The organism is Fictibacillus enclensis, assembly GCF_001457035.1.
GTDB classification, from domain to species: Bacteria; Bacillota; Bacilli; order Bacillales; family Fictibacillaceae; genus Fictibacillus_C; species Fictibacillus_C enclensis.
In genome coordinates this window covers 589937-616279 of sequence record NZ_KQ758618.1, presented here as the reverse complement: position 1 = coordinate 616279, position 26343 = coordinate 589937, and the positions used below count along the sequence as shown (strand labels likewise).

The following is a 26343-nucleotide window of genomic DNA, read 5'->3' as shown; positions in this document are numbered from 1 at the left end:
AAATAAGATGTATAAACCAAAAGATTCTTCCGCTTCACCCCGCTTTTGCGGTGTGAAGACCTTCATGAGACTGGAGCACATCCAAACCACAGAGAACGTGGATTTCGCCGTACTTGGGGTGCCTTTTGATACCGGTGCCTCCAACCGTACAGGCCAGCGGCTTGGCCCGCAGCACATCCGGAACTTCTCTTCCCTTCTCCGTCCCTATAATCACGATCAAGACATCAACATTTTTGATTACTGCAGCGGGATTGATTATGGGGACGTGGATGTCGTGCCAGGAAACATACATCGCACCTACAGTAATATGGAAGAGTTTTTACAGCCTCTTCTGTCCTCCGGAATCACCCCAGTCATTATGGGAGGAGACCATTCCATTTCACTCGGAAATCTGAGGGCGTTCGCCAAGGAATACGGACCGGTTTCTCTCGTTCATTTTGATTCCCACAGCGATACGTGGGACCATTATTTCGGTGAAAAGTATACCCATGGCACTCCGTTCCGCCGGGCTGTTGAAGAAGGACTAATCGATACAGAGCATTCCATCCAAATCGGTATGCGGGGGCCGCTTTACGGAAAAGAGGACATCCAGGATGCCCGTGACCTCGGGTTTGAGGTACTTACGATGCGTGATGTACGCCAGCTCGGCTATGAGGCGGTCGTTCGAAAAATTCATGAGCGAGCCGGGGACAAGCCTGTGTTCGTTTCCTTTGACATTGATTTTGTGGATCCTGCCTATGCACCCGGTACCGGTACACCTGAAGCGGCAGGACCAACGAGTCATGAAGCACTGGAGCTGGTGAGACACCTGGACGGGCTCAATGTCGTTGGCTTTGACCTTGTGGAAGTACTGCCCACCTATGACAGCGGTGAAATTACCGCCATGCTGGCAAGCTCGGTCATGTTTGAAATGATTACCCTGGTCGCTTTAAAGAAAGCAAGAACGCATTCAGCCATTGAACAAACACAGCTTTAATTATTCATAAATGAATAAAGGGAGGGTTTTGATATGGGTACGTTGGACACGGTTATCATTTTTCTTTATTTTGCAATTCTGATTGGGGTAGGTATTATCGGTTCCACGAAGGCAAAAACGACAGAGGATTTTGCCCTTGCCGGACGAAATCTTGGGCTTTTCATGTACCTTGGCTGTCTGTCTGCCGTCATTTTAGGAGGAGCTTCAACCATCGGAACAGCCAAACTTGGCTATGAGTTCGGCCTTTCCGGCATCTGGTTCGTCTCGATGATCGGGCTTGGAATCATTGTTCTGGGAACCTTTTTTATCAAAAAAATCGCCAAGTACAAGGTAACAACCATCAGTGAATTGCTCGGCAAAAAATACAAATCCGAAGCCAGACTGATCACCGCCATTGTTGCTTCGATTTATACACTCATGGTCGCCGTCACTCAAGTCATCGGAATGGGTACCATCATCAATGTGCTGCTCGGCTGGAATTTGACCACTTCCATGTTTGTGGGCGGCGGAATCGTTCTTTTCTATACCATCCTGGGCGGAATGTGGAGCGTTACGGTTACAGACATTATTCAATTCGTTGTAATGACTGTCGGAATTTTTGCGATCATGCTGCCGATGAGCATCGCCAAGGCAGATGGAATCGGAAGCCTGATCTCGAAATTGCCTGAATCTCATCTCAGCTTAACATCGATCGGTTATGCGCAAATTTTTCAATACTTTCTCCTTTACACCCTGGGAATGGTCGTTTCTCAGGATATCTGGCAGCGTGTGTTTACCGCAAAATCACCATCAATCGCCAGAAAAGGGTCACTGTATGCTGGTATTTACTCCATCGCCTATGCGCTTGCAGGCAGCATCATCGGAATGTGTGCGTTTGTGATTTTGCCAAATATGGGCGATACACAAAATACGTTTGCTACACTCGCATTGAACATCCTGCCAGCCGGAATTCTTGGCCTGGTACTGGCGAGCGTCATTTCTGCGCTTATGTCCACCGCGTCAGGAACGCTTTTGGCCTCTTCCACCCTGATCACCAACGATATTCTCCGTCAGTATTTTATGAAGGATATCAGTGATAAAAAGTTTCTTGTGCTGTCACGTGTCACTACTCTCTGTGTTGGTTTACTTGCCATCAGTTTTGCGGTGTGGATTCAAGATGTTCTTGTTGCCCTTGATGTGGCTTATGCCATCCTTTCCGGCGCCATCTTCGTTCCGTTTCTGCTGATGTTCTTTTGGAAAAAGGCCACACCGAATGCAGGCTTTTACTCCATTCTTGCCAGCACGATTGTCGTGATCGGCGGATTGCTCATAGAAGGCCTCGCGTCAACCAACCCGATCATGTACGGGATTGCGACCGGTTTTGTTGTGCTGATCGGCATCTCACTGATCACAAACTACCGCAACAAAGAATCGCTCGTCACCTCGCTCGGTGATACAAAGCAAGGCTGATTCAAAGGCATGATCACCAAAATTCCGCACATGCCCCGGTTTCATAGCCCGCCTGAATTCATATGATGTATGGAGGAAGAGGGAAAGCCTCTTAAATACAATAATCCGGGAGTGAACAATATGTCAGGTGGTCACGGAATTTTTAACAACTTTAGTTTAATTGTCGTCCTATTCATCCTGTTGATTATTATCGGATGCGCTTGTTATGGCGGCTATGGCGGCTATGGCGGCTATGGCGGATGCGGTGGCTACGGCTACGGCTATGGCGGCGGCAAAGGCTGGTACTAATCAGTTATGAAAAAACCTGCCTTCTCTCTTGGGAGAAGGCAGGTTTTTTTGTTTGGTGGAGGCTGGGTATACTTTTGCTCGGGTGAGCGTTGCGGTAAGAAGTCGGAATACTCAGTTATGCTCAATTAACGCTGGTTTTTGCCCAATTTATTAAAATTGCGCCCAATTGTTGCTGTTTTGCCCAATTATCATGAGATTTGCTTAATTCGGCTATCCTACCTTTTAAAAACCAACAAAAAAGCCTACGGCACCGCCGAAGGCTCTCAATCTACCCTTATGAAACTCGTTTTTCCTTTGAAACAATCTTTCTCATCGCCTCAGCAACCGCTTCGACGTCTGTACCGACCACAACCTGGACATCAGTCGGGCTCAATTTGAGCACCGCCTTGGCGCCTGCTTTTTTCAAATCCGGCTCATTGACTTTTCCAGCATCGTTCAGCTTCATACGAAGCCGTGTCACACAGTTGTCAAGCACATCAATGTTATCTGTTCCACCGAGTGCAGCAATATAACGGGCAGCAATGCCATCGTACTTATCACTGCCTTCCTCATTGTCAGATGCCCCTGCACTTGCATCCTCCACAATGTTTTCATCCTCATCTTCACGTCCAGGGGTCTTAATGTTGAGCTTCACAATCATGACGTAGAAGACTACATAATAAATCACCGCGTAAACGAGCCCAATCGGAACAAGAAGCCATGGCCGCTGGGCAATTTTCAAGTTCAGGAAGAAGTCAAGCGCTCCTGCTGAGAACGTGAAGCCCTGGTGAATATCAAACATAACGGCAATGGCCATGGAGATGGCTGTTAATAAAGCATGAATTCCGTATAACAGCGGTGAAAGGAACATGAACGAGAACTCAATCGGTTCAGTAATACCTGTTAAGAAAGAGGTAAACGCCAATCCGCCGAGCATCCCGGCAACGGCTTTTCGCTTTTCCTTTTTTGCCGCCATGATCATCGCCAGACACGCTGCCGGCAATCCGAACATCATGATAGGGAAGAATCCGGACATATAGAATCCTGCAGAAGGGTCTCCGGCAAAGAAACGGCTTAAATCGCCATGTGCTCCTTTAAAGTCACCAAAGATAAACCAAAGGAAGTTATTGAGAATGTGATGCAATCCAAGCGGAATAAGCAATCGGTTAAGGAAACCGAATACGGCCGCACCGAATGCGCCTGCGTCAACGACCCATTGGCCGACCGCATTGATGCCATCCTGAACCGGAGGCCATACATATCCAAAGATTCCGGCAAGAACAATCATACTTGCCGCAGTGACAATCGGGACAAAGCGCCTGCCGGCAAAGAAACCGAGGTAGTCTGGCAGTTTTACATTATGGAACCTGTTATAGAGCAGTCCAGCCACGATTCCCGAGAGAATCCCGCCGAGCACACCCATGTTAATATCCTTATCAATAGCTTGTGTCCCGCTCGTCAGAACAAAGTAACCAATGGCTCCTGCCAAGGCGGCTGCTCCGTTTCCATCCTTTGAAAATCCAATCGCCACCCCGATGGCAAAGATAATCGCCAGGTTGGCGAAAACCGCGTTCCCTGCCGCAGCCATAAATGGGATGTTCCAAATATCCTCTGAACCTAACCGAAGCAATAGACCGGCAGCCGGCAATACGGCAATCGGCAGCATGAGCGCCCGGCCAATTCGTTGTAAAAACCCTAACATAACAGGTCCCCCCTAATTTTCAAGATTAATAGGTTTTAACTTTTCTTTTCCTGCAATGCCTGTTTCAGCATTCCTTTATGTTTTTCCAGAAGGTCCTTCGCCTCCTGTGGAGAACAACCTGTCAGAACCTGCAAAATGGCAGCCTTGGCGTAGCCGTCATGATCGGAGAGAGCCTTCTCCGCCTCTTCCGGCATACAACCGGTCGCCTCCATAACAATGTTCTTGGCCCGTTGAATAAGCTTTTTATTGGAAGGCTGAACATCCACCATAAGGTTGCTGTACACTTTTCCGATTCCGATCATCGATGCCGTGCTGATCATGTTCAGTACGAGCTTTTGCGCGGTTCCTGCTTTCATTCGTGTGGATCCTGTCACCACTTCAGGACCAACAACAGCGGCGATTGTGTGCTGCGCCACCCTGCTCATTTCAGAATCCTGCGAGCAAACGAGAGCAACACTCACCGCCCCCACCTCATTGGCGTACCTCAGTGCACCAATCGCATACGGTGTTCTTCCGCTTGCTGCAATGGCAACCACCACATCATTCTCGGTCAGCTGAAGGTTTAAGAGATCATTTTTGCCGGCTTCGACATCATCCTCTGCACCCTCAACTGCTGTGTGAATCGCCTGGTCCCCGCCAGCAATGATGCCGATGACCATTTCGGACGGTGTACCGTACGTTGGCGGGCATTCGGATGCGTCCAAAATGCCAAGCCGTCCGCTCGTTCCCGCTCCCGTATAAATGAGACGTCCGCCTTTACGAAAAGCGACCACCACCTGATCCACAACAGAAGCAATTTCCGGCAATACTTTTTCAATCGCTTCCGGGACCCTCTTGTCTTCCGTATTGATTTTGCGTACCACTTCAAGACTTGAAACTTCATCAATGTCCAGTGTGTTTTGATTACGTTTTTCTGTCGTTAGATGATTGATTTTCATGGAATTTCCCTTTCACTGCACTAAAAATTTTTGTCCGGGGCCGATGTGGGCAAGCAGCTTCAGATCCTCTTCCCTCACACGGCCGAGCACGTTCACTCGTTCATCAGCTGGCAGGTCGGTTTTTGTAATTTGAAGTTCACCGGCATATCGTCCGTATTTGACATTGTCAATCGTAATACTTCCTTTGGGACGGATCTGTGGCCAATCATGCGGTTCCACTTTATGTCCATCATTCCTTGCATAAGTACGTGATTCAGCGGAACGAACAACATCCCGGGCCGCATCCATCCGGTTCGTATGGATATTCGATATGACGGGCTGCACGATCCATTCGGCCTTCAACGTTATAATGCCGTACTGCCATACCGAAAGAAGCTCCAGTGTTTCATCACAGATTTCCACATCTCCAATTAAAATGTGATCGGTTTGAAGACTGGCCAGCTCCACAGCGGCCTGATAAGAGTTAGCTCCCCTGTGTTTTTCAAGCGTTGGAAGCCCCTCGTATACTGGCCCTCTTAGTTTCTTATTACCTGGAATAAATGCAGCAGTTTGAAGTCCCATACTTTTTAAGTGCCTGTTTTGTTTCTGCAAGAAGGAAGAAGAGATGCCCGTGTGCTGGCGGGGATAAAAGTTATGCCATGCCTCCACATTTTCGGTCTGCAATCCATTATCCTTCCAGTCTTTTACCATTTGTTCGTTAATGGTGCTCGCATTGACACCCACCTTCAAATGTTGTGATAATGCGATGATTTCTTGATCTGAAAAACCATAATCAGCACGGAGCCCGGTAATATTCCACTCTCTCAGCTGATCAATGGAACTCATGCTGAGACCAATGCACTCCAGAGATTTTGGACCAGCATCTACCATGATGCTCATTTTCGTTTTCTCAGCTGATTTTCCAAGAAGGATCAGCCTCTCTTTTAAAAGAGAGGCGTCTTCTTCCGGGATATGAAGCGATGTAAAGATCTTTTTAAAACCATAGCGGCTGGCTTTTTCAATCCACTGTATGTTCTGCTCCGGATCATTGCCCAGATATACTGAAATCCCTAACATGCCTGCCACTCCCTATTCATACTGCTTTAAATGTCCTTCGCCATGGACTCTTTGAAGCCAAAGAGCCAGGTGAAAAGGAATCCGAAAATGTAAGCCAATAATAGTCCGACAATGTAGAGAACAATCTGATTTGTTTCTTTAATCAGGAATGCCAGAGGCAGCCCGGAAACCCCGATGGCAACCGTTCCAATTTTGAAGAACGCCTGGAACGCTCCTCCAACCGCTGCGCCAAGGCAAGCCGTTAAGAACGGACGTCCGAGAGGAAGGGTTACCCCGAAGATCAATGGTTCACCGATACCAAGGATACCAACCGGCAATCCGCCTTTGATGACACGCCTGAGCTTGGCATTTTTTGTTTTGAAGTAAATGGCAAACGCTGCGCCGACCTGCCCTGCTCCACCCATCGCAAGAATTGGTAGCAGCGGATCGACCTTGATGGAATTTAAAAGTTCCATATGAACTGGAGTCAAACCTTGGTGAAGCCCAGTAACAACAAGCGGCAGGAAGGTTCCGGCCAGTACGATCCCGGCAAAAATACCACCCATATCAAGAATGTTCAAGAGTCCTTTTGTAATCAGATCGGAGATGAATCCTCCAACAGGTTGTAAAACGAAAATGGTTGCGATTCCTGTAGCCAGCAAAGCAAGTGTAGGAGTTACAATAATATCAACTGCAGCTGGTACGAAACGGCGAATCCGCTTTTCGCTCCATGCGATAAAAAAGGCAGCAAGCATAACACCGATCAGACCACCCCGTCCTGGAACGAGCTTTTCACCAAATAATGTGATGTTGGCAAGTGCCGGGTTGATCAGCATAATACCGGCGACACCACCGAGAGCTGGTGTGCCACCAAATTCCTTGGCCGTGTTTATCCCCACAAAGATAGCCAGATATCCAAAGAGCCCCCAGCCGATCATATCAATCATCTGCATGATGGCAAGGTCTTTTGGAACACCACTGCGCAGAAGAACGTTTGAAATACCTGCAATCAGACCGGAACCGACGATAGCCGGAATGAGCGGAATAAAGATGCTGGCGATTTTACGAAGAAACAGCTTAAACGGTGTAGCGTTCTTCCGGTTAATGGCGTCTTTCGTCGTTTTGGCAAGATCGTCCTCACCGTCTTCATCAAGAGCAGAAGCGGAAAGTCCGGTGGTGCGGGTCATCTCATCGGCCACCCGGTTGACCGTTCCGGGTCCAACGATGATCTGAAGGGTTTCATCCCCCACTACTCCCATGACACCTTCAATGTTCTTGATTCCAGCCAGATCGACCTTGGATTCATCCTTGGGCATGACGCGAAGGCGTGTCATACAGTACGTTAAGCTGTGAATGTTATCGGCGCCACCAAGCTTTTCCGTAATTTCCTGAGCCATTCGTTGTTCTTTCTTCATTTGACTTATCCCCCTTTTTGAAAAGCAATTTCCCTAACCTTTGTAGATCTTTGTTGCTTCTTTGAGTGGTTGATGAAGGTACTGGAACAAGCTGTTATATCGGTCAAATTTTATCCCCGCTGCATATCGATGATAAATTTGTAACGGTCACCTCTGTAAATGGATTGAACGAGCTCGAGTGGCCGTCCGTCCTTCAGGTAGGTGTACCGGCGGATGAGCAAAACCGGAGTTCCCTTTGCAATTCGGAGCACTTCGCTCTCAGTTTCCCGTGCGACCGAGGCTTCGAGCTCCTGTGTTGCATAATCGATGTTCAACCCAAGTTCTTCTTCCACAAACTGATAAAGCGATCCTTGTACGATTCTTTGGTTCAGCCCTTTTACCAGATCGGCGGCGAGATATGTGGTCTCGAGCGCCATCGGAATGTTATCGGCCAGCCTCACTCTTTGAATCTCATAGATTTCATCTCCCGGATGAATGCCCAATCCTGCTGCAATCTTTCCCCGGGCTTCACTGATTTGGAAGTCAATCAGCTTGGTCGAAGGCTTAAGGCCCCTTGCCTTCATGTCTTCTGTAAAACTCGTCAGGCCGAGCTTTTGCTCTATTTTCTGGTTGGCAACAAACGTGCCTTTGCCCTTTCGGCGGGTCAGATAGCCGTCATTGACAAGATTGGTAATGGCCTGCCTGACGGTCATCCGGCTGATGCCATAGGTTTCGGCGTATTCCCGCTCGGAGGGAATCATCTCCCCTTCTTGCAGTTCCCCTTTTTCAATTCGTCCCTTGATGGCTTCCTCGATTTGATAGTAGATCGGGAGAGGCGAATATTTATCAATCATGTTCTTCATCACTTCCCTAACGAGTTTACAAGTTTCAACGCTTGCGAATCTGCAATAACTGTCACACTATCATGCATGTTCAGCGCGGATGCCGGCACCGATTCTGTTACTTCTCCCCGCAAGAGGTGAAACAGCGCCTCCTGCTTTCGTTCCCCGGATGCGAGCAGCAGGATTTCCTTGCTTTTCAGAATCGTGGCAATTCCCATCGTAATGGCCTGTGTCGGCTGTTTGGACGGGTCCTTAAAATACTTTGCATTCGCTTCCAGCGTTGAAAGAGTTAAATCGACCACATGCGTAGAGGTGGAAAACAGGGTACCCGGCTCATTGAACCCGATATGGCCGTTCTCTCCAATTCCAAGCAGCTGCAGGTCAACGCCTCCTATGCTTTCAATGAGCATGTCATAACGCAAGCATTCCTGAAGCAGCTCCGGTGCGGCCCCGTTTGGAATGTTTGTCTGCTCAAGCGGCATATTTACCGGGTGAAACAGATGCTCACACATGTAGGCGTGATAGCTTTCCGGATCATCCGGCGTCAAGCCGACATACTCATCCAGGTTGTAGGTATGCACATGGCTGTAACTCGTTTCGTTTTTCTTGTAATCCTTCACCAGCTCCTGGTAGGTGCCGAGCGGCGTACCGCCCGTCGCCAGGCCCAATGTCACTTTCTCGGATCCTTTGATCTTTTTCAAAATGAAATCGGCAGATGCTTTGCTCATTTCCTCGTAGTTGGCTACCTCGATAATGTTCATGTTACATCTCCTCCTTCCGCTGATACGAAAGTTTTCCACGGCAGAAAGTGAAGATAACATCTTTTTCCTCATTCAGCACAACTACATCCGCATCCTTTCCGGCTGACAGACTGCCTTTCCGGTCATATACCCCAAGCTCTTTCGCCTGGTTGACCGCGGTCATCTGAATCACCTCTTCAATGGAACAGCTTGTGAATTCCTGCATGTTCCGTACCGCATCTTTCATTTTTAAAATACTGCCAGCGAGTGTGCCATCCGCGAGGGTCGCTTCGTTTCCGTTGACCGTGACGTTCTGTCCGCCAAGTGTATACGAGCCATTTCCCATACACTTTGCCCGCATCGCATCGGTGATCAACACCATCCGCTCTGCACCTTTATTGCGATACGCAAACTTCACCATTTCCGGACGGGAATGAATGCCGTCGACGATGATTTCGGTAGTGATCTCGTCATGCAGCATCACACCTCCTGCCACTCCAGGTTCCCGGTGGTGAAGTCCCCGCATGCCGTTGTACAGATGGGTTGCGTGGGTAACCCCAGACTCAATGCTTCTAACCACTTCTTCATACACAGCATCAGAGTGGCCGATCGATGCTACGACTCCTGTTTCTTTCAAATATGAAGAAAGCTCGTAGCCTCCCGGTTCCTCCGGTGCAAGTGTAACCAGTTTAATATGGTTGCCCGACAGCTCCTGCCATTCCTGAAACTGCTTCACATCCGGATTCCTGATATGGTCGAGAGGCTGTGCCCCCGCCCGCTTCGGCGAGATGAACGGCCCTTCCAGATGAAGCCCAAGAACCTCTGCTTCGCCGGGAGGATTGCTGCCCTCCATATAGGTGTTGACCGTCTGCAAAGCGAATTCAATTTCGGGTACGCCCTGTGTCATCGTTGTCGCAAGGAAGCTTGTCGTTCCTTCCTGGGGAAGAATTTCCGCCATTGTTTTCAGTGCGTCCATCGTCCCGTCCATCACATCGGCTCCTGCAGCACCATGAATATGCAGGTCAATCATACCTGGCACAACGATTTCGCTCTCCGAAAGCTTTAGAACCTCATACGCTTCCAATTGAAGGGCATCCACTCCTTCTCCGACCTCTTTGATCTGTTGGTCTTCCATGACGAGGTACCCATTTTTTATAGAACCTTTTTCTGTAAAAATGGTTCCTCCATAAATCAATAATGGTTTCATACTCCACTCACCATCCTTATTATCTCTATGCACAGGGTACCACGCTTATAACTAGTTGTCTATACCAGTCGGACTATTTTAATTTTTCTGAAATCGTGTACATATTTCCTTATTTATACAGAAGATAGTTCTTTCTAACCTTTTTGAACAGTTCAAGCTCTACTTTCCACTTTGCCTTAATCTTCACAAGTGGAGTTCCTTTTTCGATTTCTTCACGAACCCAGCCGTTGCCGATCAGGTTATCGAAATAGGATATGCCCTGGCTGTTCTCTGCTCTGAACTGAAAATCATTCGGATACATGTCATGAATGGTTTTGACGATGGCCAGTCCTGTGTCTACAGAGTTATAGGAATTATAATCTGTCACATGAATCTGAACGCCATTGCACAACTGATTTGCGAACTTGGAGAACGTTGGTGTAAATGAGTTGGAGCGGAAAATAACACCCGGCAGCTTCAAATCATTCAGTGCTTTTGCCAGATCGTCGCCATCAATAAATGGTGCTCCGATGGTTTCAAATGGACGAGTCGTTCCTCTTCCTTCTGATACGTTCGTTCCTTCAATCAAACCGGCTCCCGGATAAACAAATGCTGTATCCACGGTCGGCATATTTGGTGATGGCAGAACCCATTGCAGTGGTGTTTCATAGTACGTCTTCCAGCGGTGCCAGCCTTTCATTTTCACCACTTTTAAATCCGCGTTAATTTTGAATTCCTTATTAAACAGCTTTGCAAGTTCCCCTACTGTCATTCCATGGCGAAGCGGAATCGGATATAGACCTACGAATGTCGCGTATTTCGGTTCAAGAATCGGTCCTTCCACCTTTTCACCGCCAAGCGGATTCGGGCGGTCAAGCACGACGAATTCAATGTTGTTTTCCTTCGCCGCTTCCATTGCATAAGCCATCGTGTAAATGTACGTATAGAATCGGGTTCCCACATCCTGAATATCAAACACGAGAACATCGATGTCCTTGAGCATTTCAGGTGTTGGCTTTTTGGTTGGGCCATAAAGGCTGTATACCGGAAGATTCGTCTTCTTATCAATGTAAAAATCGACATAGGAGCCGGCCTGCTCGCTTCCCCGCACCCCATGCTCCGGTCCGTACAATGCTTTCAGTTCGAAATCTTTGCTTTTGTACATGGCATCCACAATGCTGTTCAGCTTGCCGTCCACTCCGGTCGGATTCGTGATCAGTCCGACACGCTTTCCTTTTAAAATATTATTTTTACCGTTCAGCAGCACATCCACTCCGGTTTTAAAATTCTGCGGCGAATTTTTTTGCTGTGTGTCATTCTTTGCCATCGCGGACGACAGCAAAGAAATGATCAATACAAATAGTATCCCTGCACTTAACCACTTTTTCATCGTAGTTCACCCCTTAATAAGATAATCCGTGTCCAAATGGGTAAAGCACCTCTTTGTTGCTGTCATAAATCGTTACCGGAAGCTTTCCTGTCGGCTGGTTCAATCCAAAGATAGTATCCACGCTCGCGGCAAAGCTTGCAGTTTTGAAGTTGTATTGCGCAAGGTACGCATCCACATTCGGATAAGCCATAATGTCGTACGGATTACGAGTTCCGATGCCAATGACTGGCGCAGTGCTTTCATTGATCACTTGATTCACCAGCTTCATTTGAGCACTTTCCGGAGAACGGGCCGATAGGGTTGATGTATAGGTGCCAACGATTACCGCTTTAGCATTCTTCACAAGAGCTAGCTGTGCTGGTGTCAAGGACGGTCCTGCAGATTTGATCATCACACTGTTTGGATAGACCCGCTTGACCTGGGCAGCAAGATCTTCTACATACGTATTTCCGATGACCACGGCTTGTCCGTTGTCTTCCTTTGCAAGCGGAAGTGCATTTCCATCATTTTTTACAAGCGTAATGGATTTGTTGGCAGCCTCTTTTTCAAGGGCTTTATGTTCAGGAGAACCAACAACCTTTTCTGCATTTTCGATCAACTGGCCGATATCCTGTGGACGTTCCTGCTTAAAGATGGAGCGTTTTACTTTCAAGGTCAACAAGCGTTCAACGGATTGATTCAAGCGTTCCTGGGTGATTTCACCTTTGTTAACCGCGTCGTAAAGTCCATTAGCCACGCTTTCAAGGCCTACAGGCATGAGGACGATGTCAGTTCCGGCATTAACCGCACGGATGGCTGCATCCACTGCTCCAAAGTGATCGGCAATCGCCTGCATATTAAGAGCGTCAGTTGTAATAACTCCTTTAAAGCCCATTTCATCTCTCATCAGTTCTGTCAGCACTTTATGAGAAAGAGTCGCCGGAATGGCAATGACACTGCCGTCTTTTTTGGAGATGGCTGTTCCTGGCTCAATTTTCGGGAATGTGACGTGAGCCGTCATGATCGCGTCGATTCCTGCATTCATTGCTTGCTGGAACGGATAAAGCTCCACTTTCTTCAAGCGGTCAAGATCATACGGTACTTCAGGCAGTCCAAGGTGGGAATCTACCGCAGTATCCCCATGACCGGGGAAATGTTTGGCTGAACCGGCAGTGTTTGTGGATTGAAGACCTTTAATGTACGCAATTCCGAGTTCGGATACGAGCTTTGGATCCTCACCGAAAGAGCGGGTACCAATGACCGGATTGTCTGGGTTGTTGTTTACATCAAGAGATGGAGCCAGGTTAAAGTTAATACCTAGTGCGCTCAATTCCTCACCGATCGCTTTTCCGACTTTTTCAGAAAGTTCTGCAGAGCGGGTTGCACCAAGCGCCATGTTTCCAGGAAAATCGGTTCCGCTTTGCAGACGGGTTACGATTCCGCCTTCTTGGTCAATGGAAATCAGTAATCCTTGCTTTTGGGCGGCTGCCTGATAATCTGCCACGAGCTTAGTCGTCTGATCGGTTGTTACAACATTCTCACGGAAAAGAATCACGCCGCCAAGATGATACTTTTTCACAAGTGCTTTGATTTCCGGCGTAAGCTCTGTAACGTTTTTTCCATTGAAGGTTCTGAAGTCTGGCATCAACATTTGGCCGACTTTCTCTTCCATGGACATTTTGTTGATGGCTTGAGGAATCACATCATACTTCTTTCCCTTTTGCTTTTGAATGGTCGTTTGGCCATGATTCACTTGGATGGCAATCCGGTCGGTGGTTCTGCCATCTGTTGTGTAAATGAACGTTTTGCCACTGTGATCTTTTAACGTAACCAGACCATTTCGGTCGACACTGGCCACATTTTTGTTCGAAGACCACCAGGTTCTTGCCTTCGTTTCCATGAAGTATCCTTTTTTGTACACGTGAAGTGCATGAAGCTGGATTTTGTTATCCTGCACGAGCGGCTGGGCTTGTGGAATGTTTCCGCTGATGATCAGCGACTTAATCTCATTAGTACCCTTAGATGCCGCTTGGGCAGGACGGGCTTGCGATCCGAAGAACGCGGAAACCGCGAGCATACAGATCAGGGCATAAAGCACTAGACTTTTTTTCTTTTTCACAAAAATCCTCCTTTAGAATTTATTGGAACGTTATCCTCATTCTGGAGGAATTTGTCGTATCCTTTCGAACAGGACAAAAACGGAGCAATAGGCCCAGTAAGAAATTCTGACTATAGTTCTAGTTGTCTATACCAGTTAACGTATATGTCGAATTTTATGGTAATATTCTCCCGCAAAAAAACAAGCCATGGAAACCTCCATAGCTTGTTGGTCGCTTATTGCATTGGCGGATTGTGTGGAAACTGGGACATATACCCTGTAAATTGCTGGGCCGCCTGCTGAAGCTTTTGCGGCTGTTCCGGTGACAACGAGTACCAGCCTTTTTGGAACATAAGTGTGTACAGTTCCCGCTGCATGTTCTTCGTCTCATCAAAGACCGAGTGAATTTCCTGATACAGTGCGTCATGGCTCGCTTCGTTCATCGCTGTGGAATACGAAGCCGTCATGTACTTTTCGTACGACAGGATATCGTTGAGAAAATCACGATCGTTCATCTGAGGTGTTTTCGGTACTTGTGATTCCGGATTTTGAATTTTGTTTTGATTGTTGTTCATGGGTTCTCCCCTCCTTATTGGTTCATCTGCTGGCTTCCGCCGGACTGGAGCTTTTGTAGAAGCTGCTGGTAATGCTTTTCATGCATGTGACAGGCCTTCTCAAGCGCCGCGCTCACCTGCTGATCCTGGCACTGGCTCGCGGCAAAGTGCGCCTTTTTGAATCCAAGCAAATTCCATGAAAGCATGTCGGTCAGATAGTTAAAGTCTTTTCCTGTGATGACATTTGGCGGCTGCTGATAAGTGGGTTGCTGTTGCTGGTTTTGGCCTTGGTTCGGTGGTTGCTGCTGTTGCATCATTATTCCTCCTTTATTCCTTGATTTACCATGTTAGCTTTCCAACTTTCCAAAAAACTATGCTTGGACACTGGAAATTTTAGGAGGTATAATTGAAAAAGATGAGCAGGGTTAATGCTCATCAAGCTTTATCTGAATGTCATATGCGGGATGTGAATTTTCGCTTCAGGATGCTCGCTTTTACCGGCATAAACGCCTACTTTCGCAGGGCGGGCGCTGAGCCCCATCGTCGCAAGCGCCTTTTGTGTCTCACCTGTCCCGCATCTCCTGCTGGAGTCTCGCACCTTTAACTACAATCAACCAATTCATGAAGCTTCTTTGAAACAATGTTCAAGAACCAATACCCTTTTAAAAATAAAATTTCAAAAAAGTGCTTGCTTTTCCTAGGGCTTGTATTATATAATTTTTCTTGTCAGCAACACATCGTGGGGGCTTAGCTCAGCTGGGAGAGCGTTTGGCTGGCAGCCAAAAGGTCAGCGGTTCGATCCCGCTAGTCTCCACCATACATATGTCTTCAAACCCCTTGGTACACAAGGGGTTTTTGTTTTGAATTCCTGTACGAAATTTAAACATTTCCTTAAAAATCCCCACTCTGGTCACAATATGGTCACGAACGCTTATAAGAGAATTTCATCAAGCTTTCGAGCCACTTCCTCTTGCATGGTTGGTAATACGTGCGAATACGTATTGTCACTGTCACTTTGGCTTCGACTCTGACTTCTCTAGTAGAGATCATTTTTTATAAGCTTCTCCTATATCTGGCGCCTTCTACCCGGTGGGCGTTTTTAATTAATAATCACATCCACTAATTCAGCCAGTTTTATTGTAACAATTTCCCCATGGACATCCACTATTCGTAGATCTCTTCTAAGGTATCTACATAATGGACCTTTCAGATCAACAAATGAAAATTCCCATCACTAAAATAGGTAAAACACAAGGCTAAATTTTCTGCCATCCCTTCGCAGATTGTTTTTTCCATCAGCTCCAGTTGCTGCTGATCCTGCTCAGGTTTCGATTTCCTTTTGTTGTTCCAATCAAATTCTCGCAAGCTCTTCACGTGTTCTGGCAAGAACATTCCTTGCCATTTCATCTTTCCACGGTCTCGGATCAAAGAAACCACTCCCTTTATCTCATACGTATGTTCTTGTAAACAGTAAATAAAAGGGAGAACGACTTTGTGCTGTCAGTTCTCCTTATGTTAAAATCCTTAACCCAACCCCTTGGTTAAGTTACACTTGTTGTCGCTGATGTACCTCACGGGGGGCATTGAGAGGTTATATCCTCAATTCGCTTTATGGAGTAACGAAAAAAGCCCAAGTTCTCAATCCTAATGTTGAAATTGGGCTTTTTCATATTAGAATTTCAATAAAAATCAAACATTATATGAGTTACGAGTTTTTTATTGTTATTGGTACATGATACATCTGTCTTAAGAACCAAAGCAGTTGGTTTAATTACTGATTCCAATCTTCCATAGTTCAGTTGGAGTTCCATTTTGGGAAGAATTTGTGATGCTAAAGTCATTATCATTCATCACAGCTAAGGAATGGTCGTTGGTCATGGTTAAACCTTCAAGTTTTTCAAACGGATAGCCTAGTTTTAGCATATCAACCACTAAACGTTGTTTTGGAAAAGCGATACCGGCTTTCTCCATTTCATCCACCGTCATTTGTTCTAAGCTTTTTGTTGTTCCGGTCGGGCTATTATATTTACCTTGTATATTTGTAGCTTCCGAAAGATCGATTTGATAAATTTTTTTTACTTGAGATTCACTTCCTCCAAAGCTGTCCCTTTCATCGACAAGGAGAGTATGGTCATCCTTCGCATATAGATCAGAAACATAAATGTTCGATTGTTTCAAATCATTATATTGTTTTTCGTCATCTGTTAAATAAACATATTCTTCAGCCACTTTTAATGTTTCCAGGTTGATTTTAAGAATCCTGAGTGCCCGCGAACGGTTACTGGTATCTACATCAGGATTTCCAAGCGGTCTTTGCGTAAGAGCGAACATCCATTTTCCATCAGGGGAAATGGTAACTCCCTCAAACCCTTTATTAGAAATTCGTTTAGAAAATACAGCAGGTAAACTATCCTTTACTGGAATGTTCGGAGCATTTTCATATTGCTTGGACATGCCTGATGGAAGAAGTCGCTGTAAAATCGTACCGTCCCGCTTTACTTGTACAAGACTCGGACGATATTCGTCGCTGAGCCAAAATGTATCATCTTTCGGACTGTATGCGAGTCCTTCTGTGTCCAGGCCATAAGGGTCATAAGGCAATTGTTTTTCTCCTTTTTCATCATAGGGCGTTTCATCAAGTCCCGGCAGATTGGATACACCGGAAATGTAGTTATTACCGGTAATCTCGTCTGTGCCTTTTGGCAATTTTAGCTTGATCGTTTTAAGGATTTCCACTTCACCGTTGGATACTTTGATTTTATAAATCCTCGGTGTATACGTCGGCACGGGGAAGGTGCGTCTTTTTTCACCATTTACGACCACTTCACCATTTGGGCCCCGGTCAGCTGTCGTATAAAAAATAGTATCGGGATCCCCTGGAAGATGAGTGAGTGAAGAACCCATGCCTGCTTTTATCCCATTTCCTACATCTGGAGGATTTTTTACTAAAAACCGTTCTTTGACAACGGGATTTGAATTGCTTACCTGAGTGGAAGAAGTCGCTGCCTCGGTCACTGCATCGTGAGTATATGCGAATGCGGCTGAAAGAAAGCTAAAAGTCAAAATACCTGTTAAAACTATTTTTTTGTTCATGTCGTCTATGATCCCCCCGTAGTTGTAAAAAAGTTTAATCACACAACGGAAGTATATCATTCTAATATGAAGAAATTAAAAAAGGAATGTAAAATAAACATGAAGAAGAGGAGTTTGCGGAGTTAACTCGGTGCCTGGATAATCTGCGCAAAGGTGACACATTAGTCGTATACAAACTGGAACGTCTTGGTCGTTCCACGTTTAAGAATAACGGCCGGCTTCGAGAAAGACGGTATTGACTTAGTATCCATCATAGATGGTATAGACACTACCACACTAGTCGGAAAGTTCTTCTTTCGAACATGGCTTCTATAGCAGAATTAGAACGATAATTGTAGTAAAACGGACACAAGCCGGTGTGAAGGCTGCCAGAGCACATGGACGTATTGGGGGTCGTCCATCAATACCACAAAAGGAAATTGAACGAGCGTTAAAACTATATAAAACAAAAGAGTACACAGTACCCGAAATTGTTGAAATGACAGTGGTATCGAAAGCAACGTTATACCGTTCATTAAAAAGGGTCACTAAATGGTGGTCACATACTCTAGAAAACTATCGGAAACTACAGTTCATTTATACACTAAAAATATCCTAAAAACGTGATATAAAGGCATTTCTAGGCACTATGGAAAAGTAAAGGAAACTTCCCTCCCTACGCTGGCAGCCAAAAGGTCAGCGGTTCGATCCGGCTAGTCTCGACCAAATACATAATTTTAACCATCTTGCTCAGCGAGATGGTTTTTAATGCACATTAATCCTTCTCTAAAAAACTCAGTCTCTTGATTAAGAGACTGAGTTTTATTTTATACTGCCTTACTTCTTACGTTGTTTGGCCTGTTTGAATTCAAACGTTACATATCAGAGAATTCCAAATGAAAAACAGCTTTATGTATTATACAGTCGAAACGGTTGATTGTTGATTATTTTTTCGAAGATTAAACTTGGACCAAGCTGGTCTCTGTACTTCCAGCCTTTCTGCTGCATCTATTGGTTAATCACTATGTTTAAAGTTTGTCTTCTTTTTCCCATATCAGCCCCCTATCCTACTTTAAATTATAGAATCAAAGCAATATCCATAATATGCGTATATTGTGTTGTATTACTGGAAGCCATAATAAAAAGCACTGCAATATAAATCCGCAGTGCTCTTTATGTTTGATGAAAAAAGAAATATCAAACCCTTTTTATAATTTATCTTTATTGGTTACCTTTAAAACCATTAGTTCTGGATCAATTCGGGATTCAGTTGTTGGTATAAAGTGATGATTTCGTGCACGTCAGCTACATGAACAAACGTAACTGAACTATTTTGAATCTCCTGCACTTTCCGGGAAATCTCCTGCCTGATTGCTTCCTTATCTTTAACCATACTAACTCCCCCTTTACATAATCTTGAACTTCTTAATTATGTATTTCGTCATCCGCAACCAAATTCCTTTTTTATAAGACGAATTAATTTTCATATCTACATATCTCACCAAAATTAAAAAGAAAACCCCTATGAATGGTCTGTTCATAAGGGTTTTTAGCATTTTTTAGTAATTGAGTAAAATCATGAAACCTCCTGATCCTCCCTGCCCCTGATAATCACTTCGGTTTCCAGGTCAACGCCAAATTTTCGTTTCACCGTTTTTTGAATGATCCTGATTAAGTCGGTGTAATCTTTTGCGGTCGCTCCGCCAACATTTACGATAAATCCCGCGTGCTTGGTAGAAATCTGCGCTCCGCCGATCCGGAAGCCTTGAAGACCGCAATCCTGAATTAGCTTGCCTGTATAATGCCCCTCCGGCCGCTTGAACACACTTCCGCAAGATGGATATTCAAGGGGCTGTTTACTTTCCCTGAGGTGGGTGAAATGATCCATTTTTTCTTTTATCTTTTCATATATTCCTGCCTCAAGTCCAAATTCGGCTTCCAGCACAATGTAGTCTCCGGTTGCGATTAGACTTTTTCTGTACCCCATGTTCAGCTCGTCCTTGCTCAAGGTCAGCAAATCGCCTTCTGTATTCATGACCAGTGCTCTTATCAAGACATCGGAAACTTGTCCGCCGTACGCGCCGGCATTCATGTACAGTGCGCCGCCGATGGTCCCGGGAATTCCGCAGGCGAACTCCAGCCCGGATAATTTCATTTCAAGCGCCTTGCGGGATACATCAATGAGCCCCGCTCCTGCCTGGGCGTAAATGGATTGGTGAAGTGTACTGATTTCGTTCATATGCTCCAGATTGATGGTCAGCCCCTGCAGGCCATTGTCCTTAATGATCAGGTTGGATCCATTTCCCATGACAGTTACCGGTGTCTGATATTCTTTAGCGATTTGCATGATCTCTTTAAGCTGCCCGATTGTGGTAGGAGTAACAAAAATGTCAGCTTCCCCACCAAGTTTGGTATACGTATGTTTCTTGATCGGTTCAAAAAAGATACGATCCTCCGGCGGCAAAACTTCCTGCAGTCTCGCTTTAATTTTAGAATATTGTCTCATGCTGTCCTTTCCTCCTGTTAAATGGCAGGCGGTCCAAACTTGCCATCACGAAAATCTCTATATGCCTGTTTGATTTCTTCCATTGTATTCATCACAAATGGCCCGTACGGAACCACCTCTTCGTTAATCGGTGCTCCTGAATATACGAGCAGCCGTGTACGTCGGCTATTGGATTTTATCTTTAGCCCACTGTTATTCTTTTCATTTCCCTCATTATCAAAAGTTAACGTGGCAACACCATGTTTTTTTAACGAAACACGAGAGTCACCTAGCTCTACATCTCCTGACAAAACATACACAAAGGCGTTGTGGTTCTCCGGCAGGGTGTGAACATATTCTGCTCCTTGGTTTAATGAGATTTCTGCTAATGTAATGGGAACCATCGAATTTAGCGGGCCATTTACACCTGCTGTTTCACCCGCGAACACTTTTACACGGCCTCCTTCAATAGAAACAGACGGTGCATCTTCGGCATAAACATTCTGATAAGAGGTTTCGGTGTGTTTTAGCGTTTTCGGCAGGTTGAGCCATAGTTGAAGCGTATGTGCAATATCATCATCTACCCCTTCCTCGGCATGCCGAGCCGCCCATCCGGCGTTCATGTACTGGACGTCACCGGGCTCAAGAATATCCCGTCCTCCTGCATTATCAATGTGTTCGAGTCTTCCATCGATGACATACGTGATGGTTTGGAACCCCCGGTGCGGATGGTCCGAGAACGTTCCCCGCTTAAACCAGTCCTCTGCCATTAAAATAAACGGGTCAAAATCGTACCAGCGGCCCGGCGGCAACACCCATCCCTTTTGTATTGCCGGCAAATCCACCTCTTCATAATTCACATACCAATGATCCTTTACATCTCTCTGAAAAATATTTGTTGAAGATGAAACTGACATATATGAACATCCTCTCAATTCGCTGTTATTGTAAGAAATCTATTTTTTAATCAAAGAATTTAAATCAATAAGCTAATTAAACCATATCTACTTACTAAAAACAATTAGATAGTTGTACTGCTAATGGTTGTTTTTCCTTATATGGGGAACAACGTAAGGAAGAGAAAATGCACGTTCAGGAGGAAAAAATAAATGAATTCAATTAAAGCTTTTGTATTCGACGTATATGGCACGTTGTTTGACGTTCATTCCGTGAAGGAAAAATGCGAGGAATTTTTTCCGGAAAAGGGAGCGCAGATCAGCCAGGACTGGAGAAAAAAGCAGATCGAGTATTCCAATCTGCGGCAGTTGATGGGGAATTACGAGACCTTCTCAACCGTCACGCGGGATGCATTGAGATATGCGATCAAAAAGAATCAAGGAGAGCGCAGTGAACAAATCGAAAAGGAATTGATGGATGCCTATTTAAAACTTACTCATTACCCTGAGACCGAAAGCGTCCTGTCCCAGTTAAGCGATAAAACGCTTGCGATTTTTTCCAACGGTTCCCATGACATGCTTGATCCTTTGGTTCACCAGTCAGGATTAACAAACCTCTTTGATTTTGTAATCAGCATTGATGAGATCAAACAGTATAAGCCGACCCCTGCTTCCTATTATCACGTATTAAAAACACTGAACGTGAAACGGGAAGAAGTCCTGTTCATGTCATCCAATGGCTGGGACATTTCAGGGGCCAAGAACTTTGGTCTTCAAACGGCCTGGATTAACCGAAATGACCTGCCTGTGGAAGAATTGAACCTTATTCCTGATGCGATATACACAGACTTGAATGGAATTCTGGAGTGGAATTCCTGATAGGAGACTGGTAAGCCCGGACAGTAAATTCTCGAAAGCCGCCAGTAAAAGTTTAAAAGGGGACAGTAAATATTTAATTTCGGCCAGTAATTTATCAAAAGTGGACAGTAAGTGATCTGGGAAGGCAATTTTTAAAAGATCCCAGTCTGGAAACTGCCTTAAAATGAACTAATTCTCTAACCTGTCTGCCTTTTTCACTTCTTTTTCGGTAAAAAGGCTTGCAATAAAAAGAATAATAGCTCCAATTAACAATAAGAAATGACCGAGCATCAGGCTTGCCACTCCATCCAGGCCCTTCCACTCTCCTATCATGGGAACCAGCCAGGGATACATAAACACGGCATACAGCATAAGAAGAATGCTGACGATCATTCTTCTTATCCGCCTGCGTATAGTGAATCCGGTTGCCAGACTGATTATAAATATAAAATAAAAGATGAAAAGTGCTAAAATCAATGTCTTTCTCCCCTCTCTTATTCCTATCATACTGTAAATACCTAATCTCTTTTCCTTTTTATCGCATTATTTCTAACAAATAGAAAACAAACATAAAAACCTCTCTCTAGAAAATATCTAAAGAGAGGTTTTTTTCAACTTAAACGGACACGGTTTTTCTTGCTCTTTCTGGCTCTGGCTCTACCTCAGCCTTGTCAAACGAACCATATTTTTCGCGAACAAGGAGGTAACCGACGGCGGCAATCAGGCTAGGAATGGCAAACAAGCCGAATACCATTTTTGAACCTGCACCGGCTGCCATAATTAGAGCAATGAGTGTGGGTGCCAGGATGGAACCGACCCGTCCAGCCGCCTGTGCGTATCCAATTCCAGTCGCCCGGATTTCACGCGGATAGTATTCTGTAATATACGGATTTCCAAGGTTCATGGCTCCTACTGTGCAGGCGCCGCCAAGGAAAACAAGGAAATAGACAAAAGTTACATTGCTGGCCATGCTCAAGGCAATAAACGTGACGGCGCCAAGAACAAACAGTGAAACGAGTACATTTCGGTGGCCAATCTTTCCGGCAAAATATCCTCCCCCAATGGAACCGGCGATTTGCCCAAGACAAAGAATGAGGTTAAAGGACATGCTGGACGAAATGCTGAAGCCGAACTCTTGCATCATTTTAGGAAGCCATGTATTCAGGCCATATGCCATCATCAGCGTGCAGAAAACGGCTGTCCATATGGCGGCTGTGCTGAATGCACGATTCTGGTTAAACAGTTTTTTCACCGGTGACCCTTTGATACCCTCCTGTGTATCTTTTTGCATATAATCGTCATACTCTTTGTATTCTCCTGCAGGATCTACTTGATTCAGAATGCGCACAACATCACCAATCCGGTTTCTTGCCAGATAGTAGGACAGCGACTCCGGAAATTGCTTGATGAAAAACGGAAGTGTCAGTAACGGAATGATCCCGATATAGTACAAAATCCTCCAGTTGGCATCACTGATCAAATACATTCCTGTGAGCGAGGCCAGAATGCCTCCAAGCGAATAGCCGATATACATGGACGCGACAATGATGGCACGCCTCTTTTTCGGAGAGTACTCGGTCATTAGTGAAATGACATTAGGCATCAGGCCGCCCATGCCGATTGCGGCGATAAACCGCATCACACCAAATACCATGAGATTCGGTGCCATTCCAGCTCCCAGTGTAAAAACACTAAACAGCAGCATGCAAAGGACTATGACATTTTTTCGTCCGTACTTGTCTGCGACTGGCCCAAGGACAAGTGCGCCGAGAAGCATGCCAAACAATGAATAGCTTCCTACAGCACCTGCCTGGATCGGGGACAGCCCCCATTCTTTCATCATCCATGGAAGCCCCACACCATACATGGCAATGTCATATCCATCAAAGGCGATCGCATAAAAGCACCAGATAAAAACAAGCAAATGAAAGCGGTTAAACTTACTGGCAGCAACAACATCAAGCGCAACAATTTTTCGCATGATCTTACTCCTTGTTTTTTATTAAACTCCGTTCTGAACAAAAAAAGGCTATTTGAACGCTACTATGAAAACAGGATAGTAATTGGTTCAAATAGCCGAATGGTTGACTAGGTTGAGAGAAAAGTCTTATACGCTGTAAACTTCTTTGGAGAATACCGGCTTGTCCTGCAAACGAAGCTCAAAATCAAGATGTGCGGTATAGTAATCGGTTTCGAGTCCTTTTTCTGCCCCGCTCTTTTTGTCCAGCTTGGTAACCAGGCTGCCGCGAACTCCTTGAGCCACATCGTTATCCAAATACTGATCGCCTTCAAAGTAGATCTGTGTGACAAGCTTGTCCCCGTTTTCCGGCTGGAACAACAAATGCAGATGCGCAGGACGAAATGCATGATGGTCGATCCATTTCAAAAATTGTCCGGATGGCCCATCTGAAGGGATGGAATAGTTGCCCGGCACAACCGTTTTGATTTCAAAATTACCATTTTCATCTGTGTAGAAAACACCACGGAGATTGTTATCCGGAATGCCTTCTGCAAAGTAGGAATATTCTCCGTTTGCATCTGCCTGCCACATATCAATTTTGGTATTGGCCAGCGGGTTGCCGTCTGTGTCTTTGACGGAACCGGAAAAATTGAGCACGTCCCCAGGCTCGTCTTCACGCTGCGGAAGCTCACCAGGGTTTTCAACAATTGGTGTATTTTCAATAAAGTAAGGTCCAAGAATGGTAGGCTCGGTTCCTTTTACATTCTTATACATTTCCTGAAGCGCATGTGTTTCAAAGAAAACATCCATAAACAATGGAATCTCTCCTGCACGGCCCAGCCGATCCATCCAGTTAACGAGTTCCTGGTAGTCATCATGATCAATTTCATGCTCTCTGATCAACTCTTTAAACTTTACAACCAATCCTTGATACACATCGATTACTTTTTGATTTTTCATGTTAATTCCCCCATTAATTTAGATTTGTGTATTTTCAATAATGCTTGTAATTCCTAATCCGCCTGCAATACATAAGGTGATCAAGCCATACCGCTTGCCTGTCCGCTCGAGTTCATAGAGAGCTTTTGTGGCCAATATAGCACCGGTGGCTCCGATCGGGTGTCCGAGTGCAATCGCACCGCCATTCGGGTTGACTTTATTGATATCGAGCTTCAATTGTTTAATAACTGCCAATGATTGGGCAGAAAAAGCTTCATTAAGCTCAATAACATCGATATCCTCCAAGGAAAGATCTGCCTGTTTAAGCGCTTTCAAAGTAGCGCTGACAGGACCGATTCCCATGTAGTCGGGAGAGACACCAGAGGCAGCCTGGGCGATAATGCGCGCTTTTGGAGTTTTATCAAGACGGTGTGCTTCTTCTTCTGACATCAATACGAGTGCAGAGGCCCCGTCATTTCGGCCGCTTGAGTTGCCGGCTGTAACGGTTCCGTTTTCCTTGAACACCGGCTTGAGCTTGGCGAGCTTTTCCATCGAGGTTTCCCGCGGATGTTCATCTATTTTAAACTCCATCACCCCTTTTTTGGTCTTCAGCTGATAAGGAACAATTTCTGTTTCGAATTTTCCGCTTGAGATCGCGTTTCTTGTGTTTTCCTGGCTGCGTAAAGCAAATTCATCCTGCTCAGTTCTTGAAATATTATATTTTTCCGCCAGGTTTTCAGCGGTCAATCCCATCGTTAGTCGGCCATAGTCTTCCACTGGCTGTGAACCCGGCTGGCTTTCCGTGTTCGGATCCAGCAGCTGGCCGTTGCCCGACTTGAGACCAAAGCGAATGTTTCTCATGTAATACGGTGCAGTACTCATGGATTCGGCACCGCCTGCAATAACGACATTGGCCAGTCCGCATTGAATTTGCTGAGCAGCAGAGTTAATGGCCTGTACACCCGAGCCGCATTGCCGGTGAACGGTGTAGCTGGGGACCTCAACAGGAAACCCTGCCCGGAGGGAGGCCACCCTGGCGAGGTTGGACGCATCCGAGCTTTGTTTCGCCTGGCCCAAAATGATTTCATCGACCATATCTTTTGTTATACCTGCCCGCTGCACCGCTTCTTCCAAAACCGCTGTTGCGAGGAAATCTGCCGGTACGGTTTCCAGTGCACCGCCAAGTTTTCCAATGGCGGTCCGGACAGCGTCAATAATGACTACATTCTTCAAATCAGGTCCCTTCTTCCAAATTGTCTTGATATCGTTGATGTGCTGTTTTTAACGCCACGATGACGGCCTGCTGTGAAGGAGCCAGAAAATCCTTAGCAATCTTTTCAATCAGTGGCTGAATCTCTTTGCTGAAATCATAGCCAATGACCATGCGCTTAAAGAATTCCTGTGCAAGCTGCGTTAAAAAGGTGAATTCAGCATTGATGATGATGTGGGTTTCTTTATGGATTTCTAGGACGATGCCTGCGTACTTGTAATTTTCATACATGCTCGTATTTTGCGGGGCTTTGGCATAGGCGGTAATCAGCAACGTCGGCATGCTCAACGCAATCACTTCCTTTCAAAGATCG

Annotated in this window: 26 protein-coding genes, 1 tRNA gene and 1 pseudogene; 7 read left to right on the top strand and 21 right to left on the bottom strand. The window is 45.6% G+C overall.

Annotation, left to right across the window (positions count from 1 at the left end; translation table 11 throughout):
* Positions 1 to 7: 7 nt before the first annotated feature.
* The 3 genes from speB (at position 8) to AS030_RS23110 (ending at position 2713) form a co-directional block, all read left to right on the top strand.
* Positions 8 to 976: an agmatinase gene (speB, locus tag AS030_RS13505; protein WP_061972400.1), complete on the top strand. Its 969-nt coding sequence runs from the start codon at positions 8 to 10 to the stop codon at positions 974 to 976.
* Between the two features lie 33 nt (positions 977 to 1009).
* A complete protein-coding gene (locus AS030_RS13500) occupies positions 1010 to 2425 on the top strand; it encodes a sodium:solute symporter family protein (RefSeq protein ID WP_061972399.1) in 1416 nt (471 codons plus the stop codon).
* Between the two features lie 120 nt (positions 2426 to 2545).
* A complete protein-coding gene (locus AS030_RS23110; RefSeq protein WP_074440558.1) occupies positions 2546 to 2713 on the top strand; it encodes a YjcZ family sporulation protein in 168 nt (55 codons plus the stop codon).
* A 274-nt stretch (positions 2714 to 2987) separates the two neighbouring features.
* On the opposite strand, the gene nagE is transcribed toward AS030_RS23110, so the two are convergent.
* The 11 genes from nagE to AS030_RS13445 all read right to left on the bottom strand — a co-directional run bounded on the left by nagE (position 2988) and on the right by AS030_RS13445 (position 14864).
* Positions 2988 to 4394, bottom strand: coding sequence for an N-acetylglucosamine-specific PTS transporter subunit IIBC (gene nagE / locus AS030_RS13495; protein ID WP_061972398.1), 1407 nt, complete (start codon positions 4392 to 4394; stop codon positions 2988 to 2990).
* Between the two features lie 35 nt (positions 4395 to 4429).
* Positions 4430 to 5332 carry an N-acetylmuramic acid 6-phosphate etherase gene (gene murQ / locus AS030_RS13490; protein ID WP_061972397.1) on the bottom strand — a complete coding sequence of 301 codons (903 nt, stop codon included), beginning with the start codon at positions 5330 to 5332 and terminating at the stop codon, positions 4430 to 4432.
* A 12-nt stretch (positions 5333 to 5344) separates the two neighbouring features.
* Positions 5345 to 6388, bottom strand: coding sequence for a DUF871 domain-containing protein (locus tag AS030_RS13485; RefSeq protein WP_061972396.1), 1044 nt, complete (start codon positions 6386 to 6388; stop codon positions 5345 to 5347).
* A 26-nt stretch (positions 6389 to 6414) separates the two neighbouring features.
* Positions 6415 to 7782: a PTS transporter subunit EIIC gene (locus AS030_RS13480; RefSeq protein ID WP_061972395.1), complete on the bottom strand. Its 1368-nt coding sequence runs from the start codon at positions 7780 to 7782 to the stop codon at positions 6415 to 6417.
* 110 nt (positions 7783 to 7892) lie between these two features.
* Positions 7893 to 8615 carry a GntR family transcriptional regulator gene (locus AS030_RS13475; RefSeq protein WP_061972995.1) on the bottom strand — a complete coding sequence of 241 codons (723 nt, stop codon included), beginning with the start codon at positions 8613 to 8615 and terminating at the stop codon, positions 7893 to 7895.
* Between the two features lie 8 nt (positions 8616 to 8623).
* A complete protein-coding gene (gene nagB / locus AS030_RS13470) occupies positions 8624 to 9364 on the bottom strand; it encodes a glucosamine-6-phosphate deaminase (protein WP_061972394.1) in 741 nt (246 codons plus the stop codon).
* 1 nt (position 9365) lies between these two features.
* Positions 9366 to 10550, bottom strand: coding sequence for an N-acetylglucosamine-6-phosphate deacetylase (nagA, locus tag AS030_RS13465; protein ID WP_061972393.1), 1185 nt, complete (start codon positions 10548 to 10550; stop codon positions 9366 to 9368).
* A gap of 109 nt (positions 10551 to 10659) precedes the next feature.
* On the bottom strand, positions 10660 to 11919 hold the full coding sequence (locus AS030_RS13460) for an exo-beta-N-acetylmuramidase NamZ family protein (protein WP_061972392.1): 1260 nt from the start codon (positions 11917 to 11919) through the stop codon (positions 10660 to 10662).
* 13 nt (positions 11920 to 11932) lie between these two features.
* Positions 11933 to 13975 carry a glycoside hydrolase family 3 protein gene (locus AS030_RS13455; RefSeq protein ID WP_061972992.1) on the bottom strand — a complete coding sequence of 681 codons (2043 nt, stop codon included), beginning with the start codon at positions 13973 to 13975 and terminating at the stop codon, positions 11933 to 11935.
* A gap of 257 nt (positions 13976 to 14232) precedes the next feature.
* The gene (locus AS030_RS13450) at positions 14233 to 14571 is read right to left on the bottom strand and encodes a spore coat protein (RefSeq protein ID WP_061972391.1); all 339 of its coding nucleotides are present in this window, start codon (positions 14569 to 14571) and stop codon (positions 14233 to 14235) included.
* Between the two features lie 14 nt (positions 14572 to 14585).
* Positions 14586 to 14864, bottom strand: a complete 279-nt coding sequence (locus AS030_RS13445; protein WP_061972390.1) for a hypothetical protein — start codon at positions 14862 to 14864, stop codon at positions 14586 to 14588.
* Positions 14865 to 15291: 427 nt separating this feature from the next.
* Here AS030_RS13445 and AS030_RS13440 point away from each other — a divergent pair.
* Positions 15292 to 15367 (top strand) — tRNA-Ala (locus AS030_RS13440).
* 389 nt (positions 15368 to 15756) lie between these two features.
* Here the strand turns inward: AS030_RS13440 and AS030_RS13435 are convergent.
* Complete coding sequence (locus tag AS030_RS13435; RefSeq protein WP_240482342.1) at positions 15757 to 15987, bottom strand: YolD-like family protein; 231 nt, start codon at positions 15985 to 15987, stop codon at positions 15757 to 15759.
* Positions 15988 to 16317: 330 nt separating this feature from the next.
* Positions 16318 to 17643 (bottom strand): esterase-like activity of phytase family protein, encoded by a 1326-nt coding sequence (locus AS030_RS13430; RefSeq protein WP_061972389.1) that lies wholly within the window; start codon positions 17641 to 17643, stop codon positions 16318 to 16320.
* A gap of 131 nt (positions 17644 to 17774) precedes the next feature.
* On the opposite strand from AS030_RS13430, the pseudogene AS030_RS23105 reads away from it, so the two are divergent.
* Positions 17775 to 17882, top strand: a pseudogene (locus AS030_RS23105) (recombinase family protein); the annotation flags it as partial.
* A gap of 119 nt (positions 17883 to 18001) precedes the next feature.
* Positions 18002 to 18241 carry a helix-turn-helix domain-containing protein gene (locus AS030_RS24830; protein WP_074440557.1) on the top strand — a complete coding sequence of 80 codons (240 nt, stop codon included), beginning with the start codon at positions 18002 to 18004 and terminating at the stop codon, positions 18239 to 18241.
* A gap of 624 nt (positions 18242 to 18865) precedes the next feature.
* Here the strand turns inward: AS030_RS24830 and AS030_RS23670 are convergent.
* The 3 genes from AS030_RS23670 to AS030_RS13420 form a co-directional block, all read right to left on the bottom strand.
* Entirely contained in the window at positions 18866 to 19015 is a 150-nt protein-coding gene (locus tag AS030_RS23670; protein ID WP_156412581.1) for a hypothetical protein, read from the bottom strand.
* 183 nt (positions 19016 to 19198) lie between these two features.
* Complete coding sequence (gene murB, locus AS030_RS13425) at positions 19199 to 20128, bottom strand: UDP-N-acetylmuramate dehydrogenase (protein WP_061972388.1); 930 nt, start codon at positions 20126 to 20128, stop codon at positions 19199 to 19201.
* A gap of 17 nt (positions 20129 to 20145) precedes the next feature.
* Complete coding sequence (locus AS030_RS13420) at positions 20146 to 21024, bottom strand: pirin family protein (protein WP_061972387.1); 879 nt, start codon at positions 21022 to 21024, stop codon at positions 20146 to 20148.
* A 192-nt stretch (positions 21025 to 21216) separates the two neighbouring features.
* Here AS030_RS13420 and AS030_RS13415 point away from each other — a divergent pair, with 192 nt between their 5' ends.
* Positions 21217 to 21882 (top strand): haloacid dehalogenase type II, encoded by a 666-nt coding sequence (locus AS030_RS13415; RefSeq protein ID WP_061972386.1) that lies wholly within the window; start codon positions 21217 to 21219, stop codon positions 21880 to 21882.
* Positions 21883 to 22050: 168 nt separating this feature from the next.
* Here AS030_RS13415 and AS030_RS13410 read toward each other — a convergent pair whose 3' ends face one another.
* From AS030_RS13410 to AS030_RS13390, 5 genes are all read right to left on the bottom strand, one after another.
* On the bottom strand, positions 22051 to 22254 hold the full coding sequence (locus AS030_RS13410; protein WP_061972385.1) for a hypothetical protein: 204 nt from the start codon (positions 22252 to 22254) through the stop codon (positions 22051 to 22053).
* A gap of 223 nt (positions 22255 to 22477) precedes the next feature.
* Complete coding sequence (locus AS030_RS13405; RefSeq protein ID WP_061972384.1) at positions 22478 to 23842, bottom strand: MFS transporter; 1365 nt, start codon at positions 23840 to 23842, stop codon at positions 22478 to 22480.
* A gap of 126 nt (positions 23843 to 23968) precedes the next feature.
* Positions 23969 to 24781 carry a dioxygenase family protein gene (locus AS030_RS13400; RefSeq protein WP_061972383.1) on the bottom strand — a complete coding sequence of 271 codons (813 nt, stop codon included), beginning with the start codon at positions 24779 to 24781 and terminating at the stop codon, positions 23969 to 23971.
* 18 nt (positions 24782 to 24799) lie between these two features.
* A complete protein-coding gene (locus AS030_RS13395; RefSeq protein ID WP_061972382.1) occupies positions 24800 to 25993 on the bottom strand; it encodes a thiolase family protein in 1194 nt (397 codons plus the stop codon).
* 1 nt (position 25994) lies between these two features.
* Positions 25995 to 26312: a DUF3870 domain-containing protein gene (locus AS030_RS13390; protein ID WP_061972989.1), complete on the bottom strand. Its 318-nt coding sequence runs from the start codon at positions 26310 to 26312 to the stop codon at positions 25995 to 25997.
* Positions 26313 to 26343: the final 31 nt, after the last annotated feature.